Origin of the sequence: Polaribacter huanghezhanensis, assembly GCF_030444335.1 — a bacterium.
Lineage (GTDB): Bacteria > Bacteroidota > Bacteroidia > Flavobacteriales > Flavobacteriaceae > Polaribacter > Polaribacter huanghezhanensis.
Window position 1 is genome coordinate 295,323 of the sequence record NZ_CP128595.1, and the last position, 19,882, is coordinate 315,204.

At 31.8% G+C, this 19,882-nt stretch carries 14 protein-coding genes and 1 pseudogene; 9 read left to right on the forward strand and 6 right to left on the reverse strand.

Annotation, left to right across the window (positions count from 1 at the left end):
* Positions 1–7 precede the first annotated feature (7 nt).
* Entirely contained in the window at positions 8–934 is a 927-nt protein-coding gene (gene mdh / locus KCTC32516_RS01445; RefSeq protein ID WP_301401566.1) for a malate dehydrogenase, read from the forward strand.
* Positions 935–1,076: 142 nt separating this feature from the next.
* Here mdh and KCTC32516_RS01450 read toward each other — a convergent pair whose 3' ends face one another.
* Positions 1,077–2,753, reverse strand: a complete 1,677-nt coding sequence (locus tag KCTC32516_RS01450) for a formate--tetrahydrofolate ligase (RefSeq protein ID WP_301401567.1) — start codon at positions 2,751–2,753, stop codon at positions 1,077–1,079.
* Between the two features lie 212 nt (positions 2,754–2,965).
* Between KCTC32516_RS01450 and secDF the strand changes: the two genes are divergently transcribed.
* The 3 genes and pseudogenes from secDF to obgE all read left to right on the forward strand — a co-directional run bounded on the left by secDF (position 2,966) and on the right by obgE (position 8,275).
* Entirely contained in the window at positions 2,966–5,986 is a 3,021-nt protein-coding gene (secDF, locus tag KCTC32516_RS01455) for a protein translocase subunit SecDF (RefSeq protein WP_301401568.1), read from the forward strand.
* 85 nt (positions 5,987–6,071) lie between these two features.
* Positions 6,072–7,198: pseudogene (locus KCTC32516_RS01460) on the forward strand (adenylate kinase).
* An 87-nt stretch (positions 7,199–7,285) separates the two neighbouring features.
* A complete protein-coding gene (gene obgE, locus KCTC32516_RS01465; protein ID WP_301401569.1) occupies positions 7,286–8,275 on the forward strand; it encodes a GTPase ObgE in 990 nt (329 codons plus the stop codon).
* A gap of 126 nt (positions 8,276–8,401) precedes the next feature.
* On the opposite strand, the gene KCTC32516_RS01470 is transcribed toward obgE, so the two are convergent.
* The 5 genes from KCTC32516_RS01470 to KCTC32516_RS01490 all read right to left on the reverse strand — a co-directional run bounded on the left by KCTC32516_RS01470 (position 8,402) and on the right by KCTC32516_RS01490 (position 12,591).
* Entirely contained in the window at positions 8,402–8,875 is a 474-nt protein-coding gene (locus tag KCTC32516_RS01470) for a hypothetical protein (RefSeq protein ID WP_301401570.1), read from the reverse strand.
* 56 nt (positions 8,876–8,931) lie between these two features.
* Entirely contained in the window at positions 8,932–10,185 is a 1,254-nt protein-coding gene (locus KCTC32516_RS01475) for a tetratricopeptide repeat protein (RefSeq protein WP_301401571.1), read from the reverse strand.
* Positions 10,186–10,195: 10 nt separating this feature from the next.
* Positions 10,196–11,563: a M56 family metallopeptidase gene (locus KCTC32516_RS01480; RefSeq protein ID WP_301401572.1), complete on the reverse strand. Its 1,368-nt coding sequence runs from the start codon at positions 11,561–11,563 to the stop codon at positions 10,196–10,198.
* A 73-nt stretch (positions 11,564–11,636) separates the two neighbouring features.
* A complete protein-coding gene (locus KCTC32516_RS01485; RefSeq protein WP_301401573.1) occupies positions 11,637–12,002 on the reverse strand; it encodes a BlaI/MecI/CopY family transcriptional regulator in 366 nt (121 codons plus the stop codon).
* A 133-nt stretch (positions 12,003–12,135) separates the two neighbouring features.
* Positions 12,136–12,591: an energy transducer TonB gene (locus tag KCTC32516_RS01490; protein WP_301401574.1), complete on the reverse strand. Its 456-nt coding sequence runs from the start codon at positions 12,589–12,591 to the stop codon at positions 12,136–12,138.
* A 98-nt stretch (positions 12,592–12,689) separates the two neighbouring features.
* Here KCTC32516_RS01490 and KCTC32516_RS01495 point away from each other — a divergent pair, with 98 nt between their 5' ends.
* The 5 genes from KCTC32516_RS01495 to KCTC32516_RS01515 all read left to right on the forward strand — a co-directional run bounded on the left by KCTC32516_RS01495 (position 12,690) and on the right by KCTC32516_RS01515 (position 19,825).
* Positions 12,690–13,193 (forward strand): DUF456 domain-containing protein, encoded by a 504-nt coding sequence (locus KCTC32516_RS01495; RefSeq protein ID WP_301401575.1) that lies wholly within the window; start codon positions 12,690–12,692, stop codon positions 13,191–13,193.
* A gap of 353 nt (positions 13,194–13,546) precedes the next feature.
* Positions 13,547–15,244 (forward strand): lysine--tRNA ligase, encoded by a 1,698-nt coding sequence (gene lysS, locus KCTC32516_RS01500; RefSeq protein ID WP_301401576.1) that lies wholly within the window; start codon positions 13,547–13,549, stop codon positions 15,242–15,244.
* 81 nt (positions 15,245–15,325) lie between these two features.
* Positions 15,326–16,600, forward strand: a complete 1,275-nt coding sequence (locus KCTC32516_RS01505) for an APC family permease (protein WP_301401577.1) — start codon at positions 15,326–15,328, stop codon at positions 16,598–16,600.
* A gap of 14 nt (positions 16,601–16,614) precedes the next feature.
* On the forward strand, positions 16,615–17,565 hold the full coding sequence (locus tag KCTC32516_RS01510) for an alpha/beta hydrolase (protein ID WP_301401578.1): 951 nt from the start codon (positions 16,615–16,617) through the stop codon (positions 17,563–17,565).
* A gap of 58 nt (positions 17,566–17,623) precedes the next feature.
* On the forward strand, positions 17,624–19,825 hold the full coding sequence (locus tag KCTC32516_RS01515) for a DUF5916 domain-containing protein (RefSeq protein ID WP_301401579.1): 2,202 nt from the start codon (positions 17,624–17,626) through the stop codon (positions 19,823–19,825).
* The last annotated feature ends 57 nt before the right edge of the window (positions 19,826–19,882 follow it).

A 19,882-nucleotide genomic window follows, 5' to 3' on the forward strand; every position in this document is an offset into this window, starting at 1 on the left:
AAATAAAATGAAAGTAACAGTTGTAGGCGCAGGTGCAGTTGGCGCAAGTTGTGCAGAGTACATCGCTATTAAAAATTTCGCATCAGAAGTTGTAATCTTAGACATTAAAGAAGGTTTTGCAGAAGGTAAGGCAATGGATTTAATGCAAACAGCTTCCTTAAACGGATTTGACACTAAAATTACAGGATCAACAAACGATTATTCTAAAACAGCAGATTCAAATATTTGTGTAATTACTTCTGGAATTCCTAGGAAACCAGGAATGACACGTGAAGAATTAATTGGAATTAATGCAGGAATTGTAAAAATGGTTTCTGCTAGCTTGATAGCACATTCTCCAAACACTATCATCATTGTGGTTTCTAATCCTATGGATACCATGACGTATTTAGTACATAAAACGACTGGTTTACCTAAAAATAGAATTATTGGAATGGGTGGCGCTTTAGATTCTGCTCGTTTTAAATATAGATTGGCAGAGGCATTAGAAGCACCAATTTCTGATGTTGACGGAATGGTAATTGGTGGTCATTCTGACAAAGGAATGGTTCCATTAACTCGTTTAGCAACTAGAAATTCTGTTCCTGTTTCAGAATTTATTTCTACAGAAAGATTACAACAAGTTTTAGAAGATACCAAAGTTGGTGGAGCAACATTAACTGGATTATTAGGAACTTCTGCTTGGTACGCTCCAGGTGCCGCAGTTTCTGGTTTGGTACAAGCAATTGCTTGTGATCAACAAAAAATATTTCCTTGTTCTACGTTGTTAGAAGGAGAATATGGATTGAACGATTTATGTATTGGGGTTCCTGTTGTTTTAGGTAAAAACGGAATCGAAAAAATCGTTGAAATTCATTTAAGTGATGCTGAAAAAGCACATTTAAAAGCATCTGCAGAAGGTGTTAAAAAAACAAACGGATTGTTAGAATTATAACTGATTAGCTTTTGGCAATTTGCCTTTAGCTATTAGTTTTGAAAAAAATCTAGCCATTTGGCTGGATTTTTTTATTCTATAAAATTCTCAGAATAAAACTTAATTTTTCCCTTTGGGGAAATGCCAGAAAGGCAAAGGGGATTTAAGACAACCCAGAAATAACACCATTATTATCAATCGTCATTCCTTCTGATGCTGGTTTTGCTGGTAAACCTGGCATACGCATCATTTTCCCTAAAATAGGAATGATAAATTGTGCTCCAGCAGCAATTTCAATTTCACGAACCGTAACAGAAAACCCTGTTGGTCTTCCTATTAACTTATCATCATCTGAAAAAGATTTTTGAGTTTTTGCCATACAAATCGCAAAATCATTAAATCCTAAACGATCTATTCTTCGTAAATTTAATTCTGCTTTTTTATCATAAATAACACCATCTGCTCCGTAAATTTCTTTTGCGATAATTGCTATTTTTTCTTTTACAGGACTTTTCCAATCATATAAAGGTTTAAACTGCGTTGCTTTATTTTCTACCACATCTACAACCGCAGTTGCTAACTCTTTGGTTCCTTCTCCTCCTTTTGCCCAACCTTCAGACAATACAGCCTGAACTCCTAAACTAACACACGTATCTTTTACAAACTGTACTTCTTCATCAGAATCTGAAACAAATGAATTGATTGCCACAACGGGTTCAATATTAAACTTGCGGATGTTTTCGATGTGCTTTTCTAGATTCTTAAACCCCTCTGTAACTCTTTCTATACTTGGCGTGTTATATTCGTCTGGTTTTGCACCTCCATGATGACGCAATGCTCTAATTGTTGCAACTAAAACCACACATTTCGGATTTAATCCTCCAAAAGCTGATTTGATATTTAAAAATTTTTCTGCGCCTAAATCTGCTCCAAAACCAGCTTCTGTTACTACGTAATTAGATAAACTTAATCCCATTTTTGTAGCTAAAAGCGTATTTGTTCCTTGTGCAATATTTGCAAATGGTCCACCATGAATAATTGCAGGGTTTTCTTCTAAGGTTTGTACTAAATTTGGTTTGATGGCATCTTTTAATAAAATTGCCATCGCATTTTCTGCTTTTAAATCGCGTGCAAAAACAGGTTTTTTATCAAAAGTAAAACCGATAAAAATATCTCCTAAACGTTTTTTAAGGTTTTCAAAGTCTGTTGCCATACACAAGATTGCCATCACTTCTGACGCTGGTGTAATGTTAAATCCGTCTTGTCTTGGAATTCCGTTTCCCGTTCCACCCAAACCAATTGTAATATCTCGTAAAGCTCTATCATTCATATCAATTACACGTTTCCATAAAATAGTACGCGGATCAATATTTAAGTTATTTACAGCACTTTGTAAATTGTTATCTATTAAAGCTGATAAAAGGTTGTTGGCTTTTTCAATGGCGTTAAAATCACCTGTAAAGTGCAAATTAATATCTTCCATTGGCACAACTTGCGAATATCCTCCACCGGCTGCTCCTCCTTTTATTCCAAAAACAGGTCCTAAAGAAGGCTCTCTTAAAACTACCGTTGCTTGTTTGCCTATTTTATTCAATCCCTCTGTCAATCCAATAGAAACAGTTGTTTTTCCTTCTCCTGCTGGCGTTGGAGTTAAGGCTGTAACAAGGACAAGATTATTTTGTTTTATTTTATCTTCATCTATTAAACTTAAAGGTAATTTGGCTTTGTACTTGCCGTACATTTCCATAGTATCTTCATCAATATTTAATTTTGCAGCAATTTCTTTAATATGCACTAAGGTTTTAGCCTGTGCTATTTCAATATCAGATTGATAAGCCATTTGAAATAATTTTATTTTTATTGATTAATTCTCTTATTTTTGGTGAGTAAATATATAAAAAATTAAAGGTTCTTATTTGTCATTTTTTTTAAAGCTTTGAAAAACAAGAATCTTATACTACAAATATGACAAAACAATTGGCTACTCTTTTTTGAAATACTATATTTGCACGTTTTTACAAAGAAAAGAAGTCGATTAAAATTAAATAGAAGATGCAAAACAAAGGACTTATCAGATTATTCGCTATCCTTTTTGGATTAGTAAGTTTATATCAATTATCATTTACCTATTTCGCAGGGAATGTTGAAGATGCCGCAAAGGTGTATGCGAAAGAAAAAGCTACCAATAATGATGGTAAAGCTATAGCTAAGTTTGAAAAAAAATACTTAGATAGTGTTGGTAACATTAAAATCATCAATCTAGGAGTTGCTGAATATAGCTATAACGATATTAGAGACAAAGAAATGAATCTTGGTCTTGATTTAAAAGGTGGAATTAATGCAGTTTTACAAGTATCTGTAAAAGATATTTTAATTGGATTGTCTAACGAATCTAAAAGTGTCGTTTTTAATCAAGCACTAACTGCTGCAGATGCTGCACAAAAAAGTAGTACAGATACGTATTTAAATTTATTCTTTTCAGAATTTGAAAAATTAAGTAATGGAACTGTTAAGTTAAGTGATCCTTCTATTTTCGGAACTAAAACATTAGCTGAAAAAGGAATTAACTTTAAAAAAACAAATGCGCAGGTTAAGCCAATCATCCAAACTGAAATAGACAATTCTATTGATACTGCTTTTGAAGTATTACGTAGTAGAATTGATAAATTTGGTGTAACACAACCAAGTATTCAACGTGTTGGAAACTCTGGTAGAATTCAAATTGAATTGCCTGGCGCAAAAGATATTGACCGTGTAAAGAGATTATTAGAAAGTACTGCCAAATTACAATTTTGGGAAGTGTTTACTAATAGAGAATTACAAAGTTTTTTCTTTACCGCTGACGCTAAAGTCGCTCAACTTTTAAAAGATGAAAATCCTACAGCAAACGATACCATCAAAAAAGATGATATCGATAACTTATTAGGGAAAAAAGATTCTACAGAAGTAAACAGTCAAAAAACATTATTTACTTATTTACAATTTCCTAATTATCAAATTAACGATCAACTTAGAAGTTCCATTGTAGCAGATGCTAAAGTAAAAGACACAGCCATGGTTAATAAACTACTAGCAATGAAAGGTGTTAGATCTTTACTACCTAGCAACTTAAGGTACGTTAAGTTTTTATGGGACTATAAAGCTTTCACTCCTACTCAACAAGCTGGACAACCTCAATTAGCTGCTGAGCAAAAATCAGAAAGAATAAACCTTTACGCAATCAAATCAAACAGAAAAGATAAAGCAACTATAGAAGGTGATGTAATTATAGATGCTGCTCAGGTTTTTGACCAATTAGGAAACAAACCAGAAGTTAGCATGGCTATGAATAGTAGTGGTTCTAAACAATGGGAAAAAATGACCACAGACAATGCTGGTAAATTTGTTGCAGTTGTTTTAGATGATTATGTATATACAGCTCCTTCTGTAAATCAACCAATTGTTGGTGGTAGAACTTCTATTTCTGGTGGGTCAATGACCATTACAGAAGCACAAGATATTGCAACGGTTTTAAAAGCGGGTAAATTACCTGCTGCAGCTAGAATAATTCAAGCGCAAGTTGTTGGTCCTTCTTTAGGGCAAGAATCAATTGATCGTAGTATCAATTCATTTGGATTGGCTATTGGATTGGTATTAATTTGGATGTTATTTTACTACGGTAAAGCTGGTGGATTTGCAAACATTGCATTGGCGGTAAACATTTTATTTATCTTCGGAATTTTAGCATCGTTTAGTGCAGTATTAACTTTACCAGGAATTGCAGGTATTATCTTAACAATTGGGATGTCTGTTGATGCAAATGTTATCATTTTTGAAAGGATTAAAGAAGGATTAAGAGGAGGAAAAGGATTAAAATTAGCGGTAGAAGATGGCTTTAGTGTAAAAGGAGCATTATCTGCAATTATTGATGCAAATATTACCACTTTATTAACAGGTATTATCTTATACGTTTTTGGTACTGGACCAATTAAAGGTTTTGCATTAACATTAATGATTGGTATTGCAACATCATTATTTACTGCAGTATTTATTACACGTATGTTAATTGATGGAGCTGTAAATAAAAATAGTAATTTAACATTTAACACTTCTATTTCTAAAGGTTGGTTCCAAAATATCAATATAGAATTCTTAAGAAAACGTAAAATTGCTTACGTTATTTCTGGAGCTATTATTATTGGAGGAATTGTTTCTATGGCAACTTTAGGATTAAAACAAGGAGTTGATTTTAAAGGTGGTCGTTCTTATGTTGTACATTTTGACAAACCAATGAACTCAACGAAGGTTGCTGAAGAATTAAAAGCTGTGTTTGGTTCTGCTCCAGAAGTAAAAACGTACGGTTCTTCAAATCAATTAAAAATAACAACTGCATACAAAATAGATGACGAAGGTTTAACAGCTGATGAAGAAGTTCAAGCTGCTTTATACAACGGATTAAAACCTTATTTAACAACAACTACTTACGAAAGCTTTAAACCAGGTTTCGAAAAAGCTGAAAATGCAAGTGGAATTATGAGCTACATGAAAGTAGATCCAACCATAGCAGATGATATTAAAGTAGATGCACTTTGGGCTGTATTTGGTTCTCTTTTAGTGGTGTTCTTATATATCTTATTGCGTTTCAGAAAAGTATCATTTAGTATTGGAGCTGTAGTTGCAGTTTTCCACGATGTATTAATTGTATTAGGTGTTTTCTCTATCTTGTACAAGTTTATGCCTTTTGATATGGAAATGGATCAATCATTTATAGCGGCCATATTAACCGTTGTTGGATATTCTTTAAATGATACTGTAATTATTTTTGATAGAGTTAGAGAATTTACAGGAATTCATACAAAATGGAAATATACTGAGATTGTAGACAAAGCATTAAGTTCTACCTTAGGAAGAACCATCAATACGTCATTAACAACATTACTAGTAATGTTAGCAATTTTCTTATTTGGAGGAGATTCTATTAAAGGATTTATGTTTGCATTAATTATTGGTGTTGTAGTTGGAACATACTCTTCATTATTTATTGCAACTCCTATAATGTTTGATACTTCTAAAAAAGTAGAAGAAAAAGAATAACACAAAAAGACTAAAATAAAAAAACCGTTTTGAACTTAATTCAAAACGGTTTTTTCATTCAATAACAAGAACGTATCTTTGCAAAATGAACACCATTAAATTGCACGATTTAAGTTTTAAATCATTTATTGATGAAGATGAAATCAAAAACATCGTTGACTCTTTAGCGGTACAAGTTGCGAAAGACTGCGAAGGAGAAACTCCGTTGTTTATTGGAATTTTAAATGGTTCATTCATGTTTGTTTCAGATTTTGCGAAAGCTTACAAAAAAGATTGCGAAATTTCTTTTGTAAAATTAGCTTCTTATGAAGGCACCTCATCAACAGAAAAAGTAAAACAACTCGTTGGACTTAATGAAAATATTGAAGGTAGAACTGTCGTTATTTTAGAAGATATTATTGACACAGGAAATACACTAGAAGAGATTTACGAGATTTTTAAAGACAAAAAAGTAAAACAATTAAAAATTGCTACCCTTTTCTTTAAACCAGATGTATTTAAAAAAGATTTACCAATAGATTATATTGGAAAAAGCATTCCAGATAAATTTATTGTCGGCTACGGCTTAGATTACAATGGATTGGGAAGGAACTATCCTGCCATTTATCAACTAACAACAACACAACAAGAATAAAAATTATGAAAAACATTGTATTATTTGGCCCTCCAGGAGCAGGAAAAGGTACACAAGCAACGTTGCTAAAAGAAAGATACCATCTAATTCACATTTCTACCGGAGATGTTTTTAGATACAATATTAAAAACCAAACGAAACTAGGGTTACTTGCTAAAAAATACATGGATGAAGGAGATTTAGTTCCAGATGAAGTAACTATTGAAATGCTAAAAGCAGAAGTACATAAAAATGCAGACGCAAACGGTTTTATTTTTGATGGTTTTCCAAGAACAGAATCTCAAGCAAAAGCTTTGGATGTTTTTTTAGCTGAAAAAGGAGAAAAAATAAATGGAATGGTCGCTTTAGAAGTTTCTGAAGATTTACTAGTTGAACGCTTATTAGAAAGAGGAAAAACAAGCGGAAGAACGGACGATACTGACGAAAATAAAATCAGAAATCGTTTTAACGAATACAACACAAAAACGGCAGTTTTAAAAGACTATTACCAAGCACAAGGAAACTATTATGGTGTAAATGGCGTTGGTAGTATTAGCGAAATTACAAATCGTTTGGCAACAGTTTTTGACAAACTTTAAACAACTGTTTATGCGTTAAATCGTTTATGTGTTTATCAAAAACACAAATAAACTATGAAACAAATCAACATATAAACAATAGAAATAATGACTGAGGGAAATTTTGTTGACTACATAAAAGTGTACGCAACTTCTGGTAAAGGAGGAAGCGGATCGATGCACTTACACAGAGAAAAATTTATTACCAAAGGTGGTCCAGATGGTGGAGATGGTGGTCGTGGTGGACATGTTATTTTGCGTGGAAATAAAAATATGTGGACATTATTTCACTTAAAGTTTAAAAAACACTTTAGAGCAGATCATGGTGGTTCTGGAAGTAAAAGTAGAAGTACCGGACACGACGGTAGCGATGTGTATGTAGATGTGCCTTTAGGGACAATTGTTAGAGATGCAGACACCAACGAAATCCTTTTTGAAATTACAGATAATATGCAAGAAGTTGTCTTATTACGCGGTGGAAAAGGCGGCTTAGGAAACTGGCATTTTAAATCTTCTACAAATCAAACACCAAGATATTCGCAACCAGGAATGGATGGAATTGAAGGCTGGTATTTGTTAGAATTAAAATTATTGGCTGATGTTGGTTTGGTTGGATTTCCGAATGCAGGAAAATCTACTTTATTATCCGTAATTACATCAGCAAAACCAAAAATTGCTGATTACGCGTTTACAACTCTAAAACCCAATTTAGGAATTGTAGAACATAGAAATCATCAAACTTTTGTCATGGCAGATATTCCTGGAATTATAGAAGGAGCTGCAGAAGGAAAAGGTTTAGGATTTCGATTTTTACGTCATATAGAACGGAATTCTACGTTGTTGTTTTTAATACCTGCGGATAGTGAAGACATCAATAAAGAATATAAAATTTTATTGAACGAACTAAAAACACACAATCCAGAATTGTTAGATAAAAACAGGCTGTTGGCAATTTCTAAGGATGATATGTTAGATGATGAATTAAGAGCAGAAATTACCAAAGATTTACCTGATGGCGTTCCGCATATATTTTTCTCTTCGTTAGCAAACACAGGTTTGACAGAATTGAAAGATCAACTTTGGAAAATGTTGAATTAACAACACAATTGTCTGTTCGAGCCGAGTCGAGAACTCTGCTTTAAAATTAAAAAATAGATTTCTCGCTTCGCTTCGAAATGACAACAACTTTATAAAAAATAGATTTTCGGAAACGGAAATCTATTTTTAGTTTACGTTAATTTGAATCGGAATTTGATATTGAGTAGCAACCGGAATTCCTCTTTTGGTTGCCGGAGAAAGCCTTGGTAAATCGCGCAAGCTTATTGTAATTAAACTATCAATTGTAGGAATTTCTTTTTTTAGAATTTCAGAAGAAGTGATTTTCTGAATAGAAACAGCACCTTTATTGTTGATTAAAACCACAACATGGATTATTTCATTTACTGGATTTTTAACTTCTAGTTGGTGTTTTGCCAAACTTTCAGAAATGTGTTTATGAATGGTGTTTCTAAAGCAGTCCGTTTTTTTTGCTTTATCGATAAAATTTTTACACGCTTCAAATGTTGGAAAAACATCGACAGAAGAAAAATCGATAATGGTATCTACTTCTTGTAATTGCGATTTCTTTTTAAAATTAAAATACTCGCAAGAAGTACCAACCAAAATAATGAAGAAAAGAGAAAGTACTCGAAAACGCATGTGATAAATTTACAAGGTAAAAGTACAATTTATAAACTGTTTTAAAAAACGAATCATTATTCCACTTTTTCTCCTTTTAAAAACAATCCTTTTTTTATTTCTTTCATTCTCTTTTTTACGAAAGCGGTAAAATCTTTATCCGTCTTTTTAAACCTCGAAATGTACTCTTCGTAATATTTATACGCTATCTTTTTATCTTTATAATAAGAATCGGAAGTCAAAGCTAATTGATATAAAACCTTATGTTGTCTGTTATTTTCTTTAATAGACATTTTAAACATTTCAATAGCCGCCTTTGGTTTTTTTATTTCTAAATACAATAGTGCTAAACTATAATACTCTTCGGCTCTAGGTTTTTTACCAATTGTTGTTGCCATTTTATAAGTAAAAATTGCATTGGCATATTTTTTTTCGGCTTTATAAATATGACCCAAATAAGTCAAAATTTTAAAATCTTTTTTATCAATATTTCTTGCGGACTTAAAATAAGTTCTGGCTAAATCTAACGAATCGATATTAAAATAAGATCTTCCTAACATCTTTTTATTATAAAGATTATTAGGGGTTATGAAGTCTAATTTTTTTAAACGAAGTATCGCTTTTTTATATTTTTTATCCCGAAAAAGTTCATTGATTTTTAGCCTATTTAAATTGATATGTAAACTATCTAATCGCAAACCTATATCGGTAAATAACCTTGACGAATCTCTTTTTCTTATCAACGAAAATGTTCTTGCTAATTGATACACCGATTTTAGATGTGTGCTATCGCTTTTATAAGCTTTTAAAAAATTATCTAACATTCCGTTTCCATCAGCCTTGTTCGCAGAAATTAGTCCAAGTTGATAATAATAATTAGGATTATTTTTATCTTTTTCAGAAAGTAATGTAAAAATTTGTACCGCTTTATCTAAATCGTTTGTAGCAAAATATAATTTACCTAATTGATAGGTGATAATTAAGTTTTCCGAATCTTTTTCTAAAAGTTTTTCATAAATCTGAATGGCATTTTTATATTTTTTTTCTTTACGATACGCATTCGCTAATGATAGTTGCACTTTAAAGCTTTCTTTAAAAACCAACGCTTTTTTATAGTACGCAATGGCATTTTTAAAATCATCAACAGAGGCATAAATATTTCCAATTTTATAATTAGAAGTATCTTGCAAAGTATCAATCGTTTTTAATTGCGTTAATGCTAACTCATATCTTCCTTTTTCTAACAAACTATCTGCACGAGAAAAAGTAGAAGTTTGCGCTCCTACTTTTATACTCACACATACTAAGAGTAGTATATATACCTTTTCCATTTGTGCTTTTTTATCCTACATTTAAAGAAATTGGCAAGGTATATTTAACTCCAACTGCTTTTCCTCGTTGCAAACCAGGTTTCATTTTTGGTAATGTTTTAACAACTCGTATTGCTTCTGCTGAAAGTTTTTGATGTGGAGATTTTATGACATTTATATCTACAATATTTCCATTTTCATCAATTCTAAACTGAGTCCAAATCTTTGCTCTTCCTTTAGGCAACCCTAAATCTTTAATGAAATCTGCATTAAAATTTTTAATAATAGTATGTCTAATTTTTTCATTTAAGCAATCCATTTTATCTTTTCTTGTTCCTTCTTCACAACCAGGAAAAACGGGAACATTTTCTATTATTGCAAGAGGAATATCAAACTTGTTTTCTGGATTTTGTGTTCTTGACAATGAATCCGTTTTTCTCAATAAATAATTCATCAAACCACTTTGAATTTCATTCCGTAATTCTAAATCTTTAATTGTTTGTTTTAGATGTTCAACTTCCTGGTCTTGAGGATTTATTGAATCTTCAATATTACACGAAGTATAAACCAACATACTCGCCAATAAAGGCAATAACAATAAATACTTTGCCTTTTTAATTTGTTTTGATTTGTTTTTTGTCATCATAATAATTCTTTTTTTAATGAGTGAATGTTTGTAAAATTGATTGACAAACGAAATGTTTTCAACCTGAAAGGTTTGGCTTAGTAAAGTGTTAAAATATTGATGTTTTTTGGTGTCCTTTATAATTTCTGCATCAGATATATATTCGTGTAACAAAGTAATTCTATGTTGATAAAAATAAATCAATGGATTAAACCACATCACAATTTTTAGCAGTTCAAAAAACAATAAATCTAACGTATGCTTTTGTTTTGCGTGAATTAATTCGTGATCAATAATTGATGCTTGTTTTTCTATCGGAATATTTTTCCCTAAAAAAATATAATTAAAAAACGAAAAGGCATTGTCTTGTTTTGGCAGTAAAACCAATTTATAGAAATGTTTTTGTATGGTTTCATTCTTTGTAATTAACTGAATAATTTTAAATAGTTTTATCAGAAATACGATTGTAAATAATAAAGTTCCAATCCAAAATAAAAGATTTAGATAATTGATAGATCCATCCCTATAAAAGGTCGTTTTCTCTATTACTTTTTGTGGTGATAACATTACTTCTGGGAGTAAAATCATAATTTCTTGCGGTACGGCTCTTTGAAAAGTAGGAATCTTTATCAAAGGCAACACAAAAGACAAAATGGGTGTTCCTAACAAATACCATCTGTTATACTTGTAAAACGTTTCTTTGCTTAAAAAGAAATCGTACACCGCTAAAAATAGTATTTGAAATAAAACGACTTGAATACTATAAGTTATCATAGTTTTAGTTTTTTATGTCAGGTCGAGCGGAGTCGAGACCTAAATGACCTCTCGACTCCGCTCGAGGAGACAATTAATTTTCTTTCTTATTAATCTCTTTTAAAATTGTTTCTAGTTCAGCAATATCCATATCGTTCTTTTTCACAAAAAAGGAAACCATACTTTTAAACGAACCATCAAAATAACCATCCACAACTTTATGCAAAGTTTGGTTGCTATACACATCTTTATCTACAATTGGATAATACACATACCCTCTTCCTTTCGCTTTGTGATGTACAAATTCTTTGGTTTCTAAAATTCTAATAATTGTAGAAACAGTATTATATGCGGGTTTTGGTTTTGGAAGTTGTTCTATAATTTCTTTTACAGACGCTTCTCCTAAACCCCATAAAACCTGCATAAACTGCTCTTCTGCTTTTGTTAATTGCTTTATCATATTCAACTAAGTTTTTAGTTTAAAAAAACAAATATAACTAAAAGATTAGTTTAAACTAATCTTTTAGTTATAAATTTATTAAAAACAAAAAAATAAGAAAGATTTTCTAATTTAATCTTTAGACAAACTGCAATTACTCAACCATAAAAGAAAGAGGAATTAAATATCTTATAGCAATAGGCTTGCCTCTTTGAGTTGCGGGCTTCATCTTAGGAATTATTGATACAACTCTTTCAATTTCTTTTACAATGTCTGGATGTGGAGCTTTAATTTTAATAGTTTCAGAATATCCAGATGTTTTTATTCTGAATGATATCAAAAACTGAAATTTACCTGCTGGCAAATCTAACTTCTGTATTAAAGAGGAATCAAAGTTGTTTACAATAAATTTTCTGATACTAAGATCTAGGCATTTCTTTCGTTCTTTAAAAGTTCCAATACACCCAGGATAGGTTGGCCCATTTTCTATTATTGTAAAAGGAACATCTTTTTTAGAGTTTTGAGTTGTATTAGATTCTTCTCCTTCAGATTGTGAAAAAGCTTGAGTAGAAAAAAGGAATGCAAAAAAAAGCAGTTTTAAAGACCTCATACTAACAGTTTTAAAGACGAAAGGTAGTAATTTACTTTCAAAATGAAAAAACCACCAGTAACAAACTTTTTGTATTTTCGTCTTACAATAAAAAATTAATGGACATTTTTTTACTTTTCTTAGGATTTATCTTTATTTTTTTAGGAATCATCGGTGCTTTTTTACCCATTTTACCCGGACCGTTAACGGGTTGGGTTGGTTTATTACTACTTCATTTTACATCAACCGTTCCAAAAGATTGGACTTTTTTAAGTATTACACTTTTTGTTGCTGCCTTGGTTTGGGTGCTCGATTATTTTATTCCAGCCATGGGAACAAAACGTTTTGGTGGAAGTAAATCTGGAGTATACGGAACCACAATTGGGTTGATCATTGGCCTGTTCTCTCCTATTCCGTTTGGTATTTTAATTGGTGCTTTTGTGGGTGCATTTATTGGCGAAATGATGAACAACAGTAAAGATACAGACCGGGCATTAAAAGCATCTTTTGGTTCTTTACTCGGATTTTTTGTATCCGCAAGTTTAAAATTTGGTGTTGGCTTGGTGTATTTCTGGTTTTTTATCAGCACTTTTTGGGAATATAAATCGGCTTTCTTTAGTTAGTTTTAGCTAAAGGCTAAAGGCTAAAGGCTAAAATAAAAAGATATAACTGAAAGCGGGAAACCTGCCTGCGGCAGGCAGGCAGCTTCAAAAAAAAAAGCAAAAAAAAAGCGTCCCATCTCAGGGAAGCTTTCCATTGGTTAACAAAACCACGACACTTTTATGAAAGTGCCAAAACAACACAACTAAATGCTACTTTTATAAAAAGCAGCCTGCAAATGTACACGCTTTTTTAAATATAACAATATATTTTTATAAAAATTTACAAAACTACTTTAATGCTGATTGCTTAATTATGTAATTGATTGTATCTTTGCGGCTTTATTATAATTATCCTTTTAAAGAAGCTAAACAATATGCAATTATCAGAACAAGAAGTTGTACGAAGAGAAAAACTATCCAAATTACGTGAGTTAGGAATCAATCCTTATCCTGCAGATTTATTTCCAGTAAATCACACTTCAAAACAGATTAAGGAAAACTTTACTGAAGAAAAACAAGTAATTATTGCTGGTAGATTAGTATCTATAAACATACAAGGAAAAGCTTCTTTTGCACAATTGCAAGATTCGGAAGGCAGAATTCAGGTGTATTTTAATAGAGATGTGATTTGTGAAGGTGATGACAAAACAAAATACAACGATGTCTTTAAAAAATTATTAGACTTAGGAGATTTTGTGGGGATTGAAGGAGAATTATTTACAACGAAAGTTGGCGAAAAAACAGTACGAGTTAAAGACTTTACTCTATTAAGCAAAGCGTTAAAACCATTGCCTTTACCAAAAGAAAAGGACGGGGTTGTGTATGATGCTTTTACAGATCCAGAAATGCGTTACCGACAACGTTATGCAGATTTGGCTGTAAATCCACATGTAAAAGAAGTTTTTGTAAAAAGAACAAAACTGTTCAACGCCATGCGCGATTTCTTTAATACCGCTGGGTATTTTGAAGTTGAAACTCCAATTTTACAACCAATTCCGGGTGGCGCAGCAGCAAGACCCTTTATAACACATCACAATTCTTTAGACATTCCGTTGTACATGAGAATTGCCAACGAATTGTATTTAAAAAGATTGATTGTTGGTGGATTTGACGGTGTGTATGAGTTTTCTAAAAACTTTAGAAACGAAGGAATGGACAGAACGCACAATCCAGAATTTACAGCCATGGAAATCTATGTTGCCTACAAAGATTACAATTGGATGATGGATTTCTGTGAACAATTATTAGAACATTGTGCAATCGCCGTAAACGGAACTACGGAAGCAACTTTCGGAGCACACAAAATAGATTTTAAGGCGCCATACGCAAGAGTAACCATGGCTGACTCTATCAAACATTTTACAAGGTTTGACATTACTGATAAAACAGAAGATGAAATTAGAACAGCTGCAAAAAGTATGGGAATTGAAGTGGATGCAACCATGGGGAAAGGGAAATTAATTGATGAAATTTTTGGTGAAAAATGTGAAGGAAATTACATTCAGCCAACTTTTATTACTGATTACCCGAAAGAAATGTCTCCGTTGTGTAAAGAACACAGAGACAATCCAGAATTAACCGAACGTTTTGAATTGATGGTTTGTGGTAAAGAAATTGCCAATGCATATTCTGAATTAAACGATCCGATAGATCAACGTGAGCGTTTTGAACATCAATTAAAATTAGCTGAAAAAGGAGACGATGAAGCTACAGAATTTATTGACGAAGACTTTTTACGTGCCTTAGAATACGGAATGCCACCAACTTCTGGAATGGGAATTGGAATGGACCGTTTGATTATGTTTTTAACGAACAATCAATCCATTCAAGAAGTATTATTCTTCCCTCAAATGAGACCAGAGCAGCGAATCGCTGCAGATGTTGCACTTACTGATGACGAGAAAGCGCTACTAGCTATCATCACAAAAACAGAAAAAATAGCTTTGAATGAATTGAAAACGCAATCTGGTTTATCAAATAAAAAATGGGACAAAACCATTAAAGGATTAACCAAGAAAGAGGTTGCAAAAGTTTCTAAAACAGACGAAGGTTTGTTTGTGGAAGTTGTGTAAATCTATTTTAGATAAAAATATTAAAAAAGGAATTACAGCAATGTAGTTCCTTTTTTTTATCTTTAATTTTTAAAAAAAACAATGAGCAATAAAAAAATTGAATTAAAAGAAGCCATTTCTATCGGAATTGGCGGAATGGTTGGTGGCGGAATTTTTGCTGTTCTTGGTTTAGCCGTATCATTAGCAAAAGGAGGAACTCCAATTGCTTTTTTAATTGCGGGAATTATTGCATTGCTAACATCTTATAGTTACGTAAAACTTTCTCAAACTTTTCCTGATAGAGGCGGAACCGTTAAATTTATAAACAAAGGTTTTGGCATGGGGGTTTTTAGCGGAACTACCAACAACTTACTTTGGATTAGTTATATTATTATGTTAGCCCTTTATGCTTCTGCTTTTGGTTCTTATGCTCCAAATTTATTAAAATTAACAAGCAACAAAACGATAGATGCTCATCTCTATGCTACTTCCATAATTCTCTTTGCTACTACAATAAATTACTACAGTATTAAAGTTGTTGGCCAAATTGAATCTTATGCGGTAATCATTAAATTAATAATCTTATTAGGATTTGTTGTTATTGGTATTTATGGCCTTTTTGGCAATCCAAATTTAGAACAGCTAGCTATTTCTAATTGGAAATCTCCTAGTAGTTTATTGGCATCCGGAATGGTAATCTTTGTTGCTTACGAGGGCTTTGAATTAATTGCGAATGCAGCTCCAGACATTATCAATCCGATAAAAAACATTCCAAAAGCCTATTACTATTCTGTAATTTTTGTCATTTTTTTATACATAACTATTGCCGCAATTACAGTTGGATCGCTTCCTTTTGCTAAAATTGCTGAAGCACAAGAATATGTTTTGGCAGAAGCTGCAAAACCACTTTTAGGAAAAATTGGTTTTACAACAATTACAATAGCCGCATTAATTTCGACTTTTTCGGCAATAAATGCATCCCTTTATGGAGGCAGCAGAGTGAGTTATGAAATTGCAGAAGATGATGAGTTGCCTCACGAATTAACAAGTAAACTTTGGAATCAGCCAATAGGTTTATTAATTACTGCCATATCAACAATCATTTTAGTAAATGTATTAAACCTAGAAAGTATTTCTATAACCGGAAGTATTGGATTTTTACTCATTTTTGCAATAGTAAACTATATCGGTTTTAAACTTTCAAAAAAAATAAATGGAAATAAAATCATTCCTCTTATTGGGTTTATTTCTTGTATTATTGCACTCATAACTCTAATCACACAACAGTACAAAACAAATTCCGTTGGAATTTTAATTTCAGTATTAATTTTGATTAGTTGTTTTATTTTTGAGTTGATATACAAAAAACAACGCTGATTCGTTACTAAATTATGATTCGTAAAATTTTTCTTCTAAGCATTTCTTTAATGACTTTACTTTCTTGTACTGAAAGTGAAATAAATTATATCAATCAGGCAGAAAATCAACAACGATACGACAGTCAGATTTTTGAAACAATTACCATTTCAAAAGATGTCCGTTATGGAGCAAATGTTACCTTAGGCGGAGCAACAACTGGTTTGTCTATGGATATTTATCAACCGGCAAACGATACAGAAATCAACAAACCATTGGTGGTTTTAGCGCACGGTGGAAGTTATCTTTCTGGCGATAAAAGCGATTTTACAGAGCTTGCTACATTTTTAGCAAAAGCTGGTTATGTTGTAGCCTCCATCAATTATAGATTGTTAGATATTACACCAACTCAATTAGCTTTTAAACAGGTTGCTATAAATTCTGTTGCAGATATGAAAGCTGCAGTTCGTTATTTCACAAAAGATGCAGCAACAAATAATGTCTATAGAATTGATGCGTCAAAAGTTTTTATTGGCGGCTATTCTGCCGGCGCAATTACCGCTTTGCATTATGCCTATGTGCATACAAATACAGAGTTAACGTCAATTGGCGGAAGCTCTTTTGTTGATTATGTAAACTCAAAAGGCGGATTAGAAGGAATGAGCGGAAACGAATCATTTCCTTCAGTAGTAAAAGCAGTTATCAATATTTCTGGAGCATTATTTAGCTCGAGTTTTATCAATTCGAACGAACCTAATTTGTACAGCACTCACGGAACAGATGACGCTGTTGTTCCTTATTTACAAGGCGATGTAAACCATACAGGAATTATCGCTGACGGTTCTGGGATTTTACATCCATATGCAACTTCAATTGGACTATCTAGTGAATTAAACACCATTCAGAATGGCAAACACGATGCTTTTTTAAGCTGCACTTCTTGTTTGGTAGAAATCAGGACTTTCTTGTATTCTCAACTTCAATAAATTACTTGATTTTATTTTATTTTTATTTATCTTTCGAATCGCTAACCAAATTACCGTTTTGAAAAAAAATCTATTCCTAATTTTTATAATTAGCTGCACAACCTTATTCGCTCAAAAAACAAAGCAAGTTTTTGTAAAATATATAAAAACTGATATTTCTAAAATATCAATAGATGGTTTATTAAATGAAGCTGCTTGGGCAAAAGCAAAGACAACATCCAATTACTGGCAGTATTTTCCAACAGATTCTTTACAGGCAGAAAATCAAACAGAAGTAAAAATGATGTTTGATGACAAAAATTTATATGTAGCAATTAAAGTACATGCAAAATCAAACGATTTTATCATTCCTTCTTTACGAAGAGATTTTAGAGCTTCTGGAAATGATAATGTAACTCTGATTTTTGATACATTTAATGATGGCTCTAATGCTTTTTTCTTTGGAACAAATCCGGCAGGAGTTAAAAGGGAAGCTTTACTTTCTGGCGGGGGAACAGATTTAAGAGGATTTAATTTAGCTTGGGATACCAAATGGGTTTGTAAAACACAAATTTTAAAAGATGCATATGTTGCAGAAATTGCAATTCCGCTAACAGCTTTTAAATTCAGAGAAGGAGAAACCAAATGGCGGTTCAATAGCTATCAATTTGATACACAGGATAATGAACAAAATACTTGGATGAATATTCCTCAAAATCAATATATATTTAGTTTGGCTTATATGGGGGAAATGATTTTTGAAAAGCCATTAGGAAAATCTAGAGCACCAATAGCAATTATTCCTTATATTAATACTTTTTCAGGAAAAGATTTTGAAAATAACAGCGCCTTTAATGATGTAAAAATTGGCGGAGATGCTAAATTTGCAATTGGGAATAGTATGAATTTAGACCTAACTATCAACCCAGATTTTTCTCAAGTAGAAGTTGATCAGCAAACAACAAATTTAACCCGTTTTGAAATTTCGTTACCAGAACGAAGACAATTTTTTATTGAAAACAGTGATTTATTTGGTGATTTTGGAGACTCAAGAGACGAAAATCCGTTTTTCTCTAGACGTATTGGAATCGCTAAAAATAAAAATAATGAATCTATTGAAAACGGAATTGTTGCTGGCGCAAGACTAAGCGGAAAATTAAATAGCAATTTGCGCTTAGGTATTTTAAGTGTTCAAACAGAAGAAGATATTGCTAATGAAATTCCTGCTACAAATAATTCGGTTGTTGCAATTCAACAAAAATTATTTAGTAGATCTAATCTAAGTTTTTTATTCATCAACAAACAAGCGACAAAGGATTATAGTTTTTTAGCACAAGAAGACAAATACAACAGAGTACTTGGTATTGATTACAATTTGGCGTCAGAAAATAATACGTGGAACGGAAGGTATTTTATTCATAAATCTTTTTCGCCAACAACAAGCGGCAAAGATATTTCTGCAGGAATTTCTACCCAATACAATTCAAGAAATTTTAAAATCAGATTAAGTGGTGTTTATATAGAAGATGATTTTAGATCAGATCTAGGTTTTATCAGAAGAACAGATATCTTTAAAATCAATCCTAAGTTTGAATATACTTTTTATCCTAAAAAAGGGAAAATTCAAAAACATACTTTATCTGTTACACCAATTTTTATTTGGAAACCAGAATTAGAATACGAAAATTCTGATTATACAATTATCAGCCAATGGAATATTATTTTTAACAATTCTACGAATCTTGAATTTTCAATGTTTAACCGATATACATTTTTATATAATAGTTTTGATCCTACAAGAACAAACTCAACAAAGTTACTTGCTAATGTTGGGTATTATTACACAAGTTTCGAAGCAAAATATAGATCAGATATAAGAAACCAATTCTCATTTGATATTTCTCCGTCCATTGGTCAGTTTTACAACGGAAATAAATATTCATTGGAAGGGAATTTAAATTGGCGAGCAGAGCCTTTTTTTCAAACAAAAATACAAGTAAACTACAATTACATTAGTTTACCAGACCCGTATGCAAATGCGTCTATTTGGTTAATTGGCCCTCGTTTTGATGTTACTTTTAATAAAAGTTTATTTTGGAATACACTAATCCAATACAGCAATCAAGAACAAAGTTTGGGCATTAACTCAAGACTACAATGGCGTTTTGCTCCGTTGTCAGATTTATTTATTGCCTATAATGATAATTACAATACAAATTCGCCTTTAAGTCCGCGTTTTAGATCTATTAATTTAAAATTATCTTTTTGGTTTAATTTATAATGCCTTTAACATTTCTTTAAGATTCTTATTTTTTATAAGTAGTAAATTCGAAAACTA

What these genes read in the sequence shown, in the direction of transcription:
- mdh (WP_301401566.1), top strand. Translation starts at nt 8, where the DNA reads ATGAAAGTAACAGTTGTAGGCGCAGGTGCAGTTGGCGCAAGTTGTGCA.
- KCTC32516_RS01450 (WP_301401567.1), bottom strand. Translation starts at nt 2,753, where the DNA reads ATGGCTTATCAATCTGATATTGAAATAGCACAGGCTAAAACCTTAGTG.
- secDF (WP_301401568.1), top strand. Translation starts at nt 2,966, where the DNA reads ATGCAAAACAAAGGACTTATCAGATTATTCGCTATCCTTTTTGGATTA.
- obgE (WP_301401569.1), top strand. Translation starts at nt 7,286, where the DNA reads ATGACTGAGGGAAATTTTGTTGACTACATAAAAGTGTACGCAACTTCT.
- KCTC32516_RS01470 (WP_301401570.1), bottom strand. Translation starts at nt 8,875, where the DNA reads ATGCGTTTTCGAGTACTTTCTCTTTTCTTCATTATTTTGGTTGGTACT.
- KCTC32516_RS01475 (WP_301401571.1), bottom strand. Translation starts at nt 10,185, where the DNA reads ATGGAAAAGGTATATATACTACTCTTAGTATGTGTGAGTATAAAAGTA.
- KCTC32516_RS01480 (WP_301401572.1), bottom strand. Translation starts at nt 11,563, where the DNA reads ATGATAACTTATAGTATTCAAGTCGTTTTATTTCAAATACTATTTTTA.
- KCTC32516_RS01485 (WP_301401573.1), bottom strand. Translation starts at nt 12,002, where the DNA reads ATGATAAAGCAATTAACAAAAGCAGAAGAGCAGTTTATGCAGGTTTTA.
- KCTC32516_RS01490 (WP_301401574.1), bottom strand. Translation starts at nt 12,591, where the DNA reads ATGAGGTCTTTAAAACTGCTTTTTTTTGCATTCCTTTTTTCTACTCAA.
- KCTC32516_RS01495 (WP_301401575.1), top strand. Translation starts at nt 12,690, where the DNA reads ATGGACATTTTTTTACTTTTCTTAGGATTTATCTTTATTTTTTTAGGA.
- lysS (WP_301401576.1), top strand. Translation starts at nt 13,547, where the DNA reads ATGCAATTATCAGAACAAGAAGTTGTACGAAGAGAAAAACTATCCAAA.
- KCTC32516_RS01505 (WP_301401577.1), top strand. Translation starts at nt 15,326, where the DNA reads ATGAGCAATAAAAAAATTGAATTAAAAGAAGCCATTTCTATCGGAATT.
- KCTC32516_RS01510 (WP_301401578.1), top strand. Translation starts at nt 16,615, where the DNA reads ATGATTCGTAAAATTTTTCTTCTAAGCATTTCTTTAATGACTTTACTT.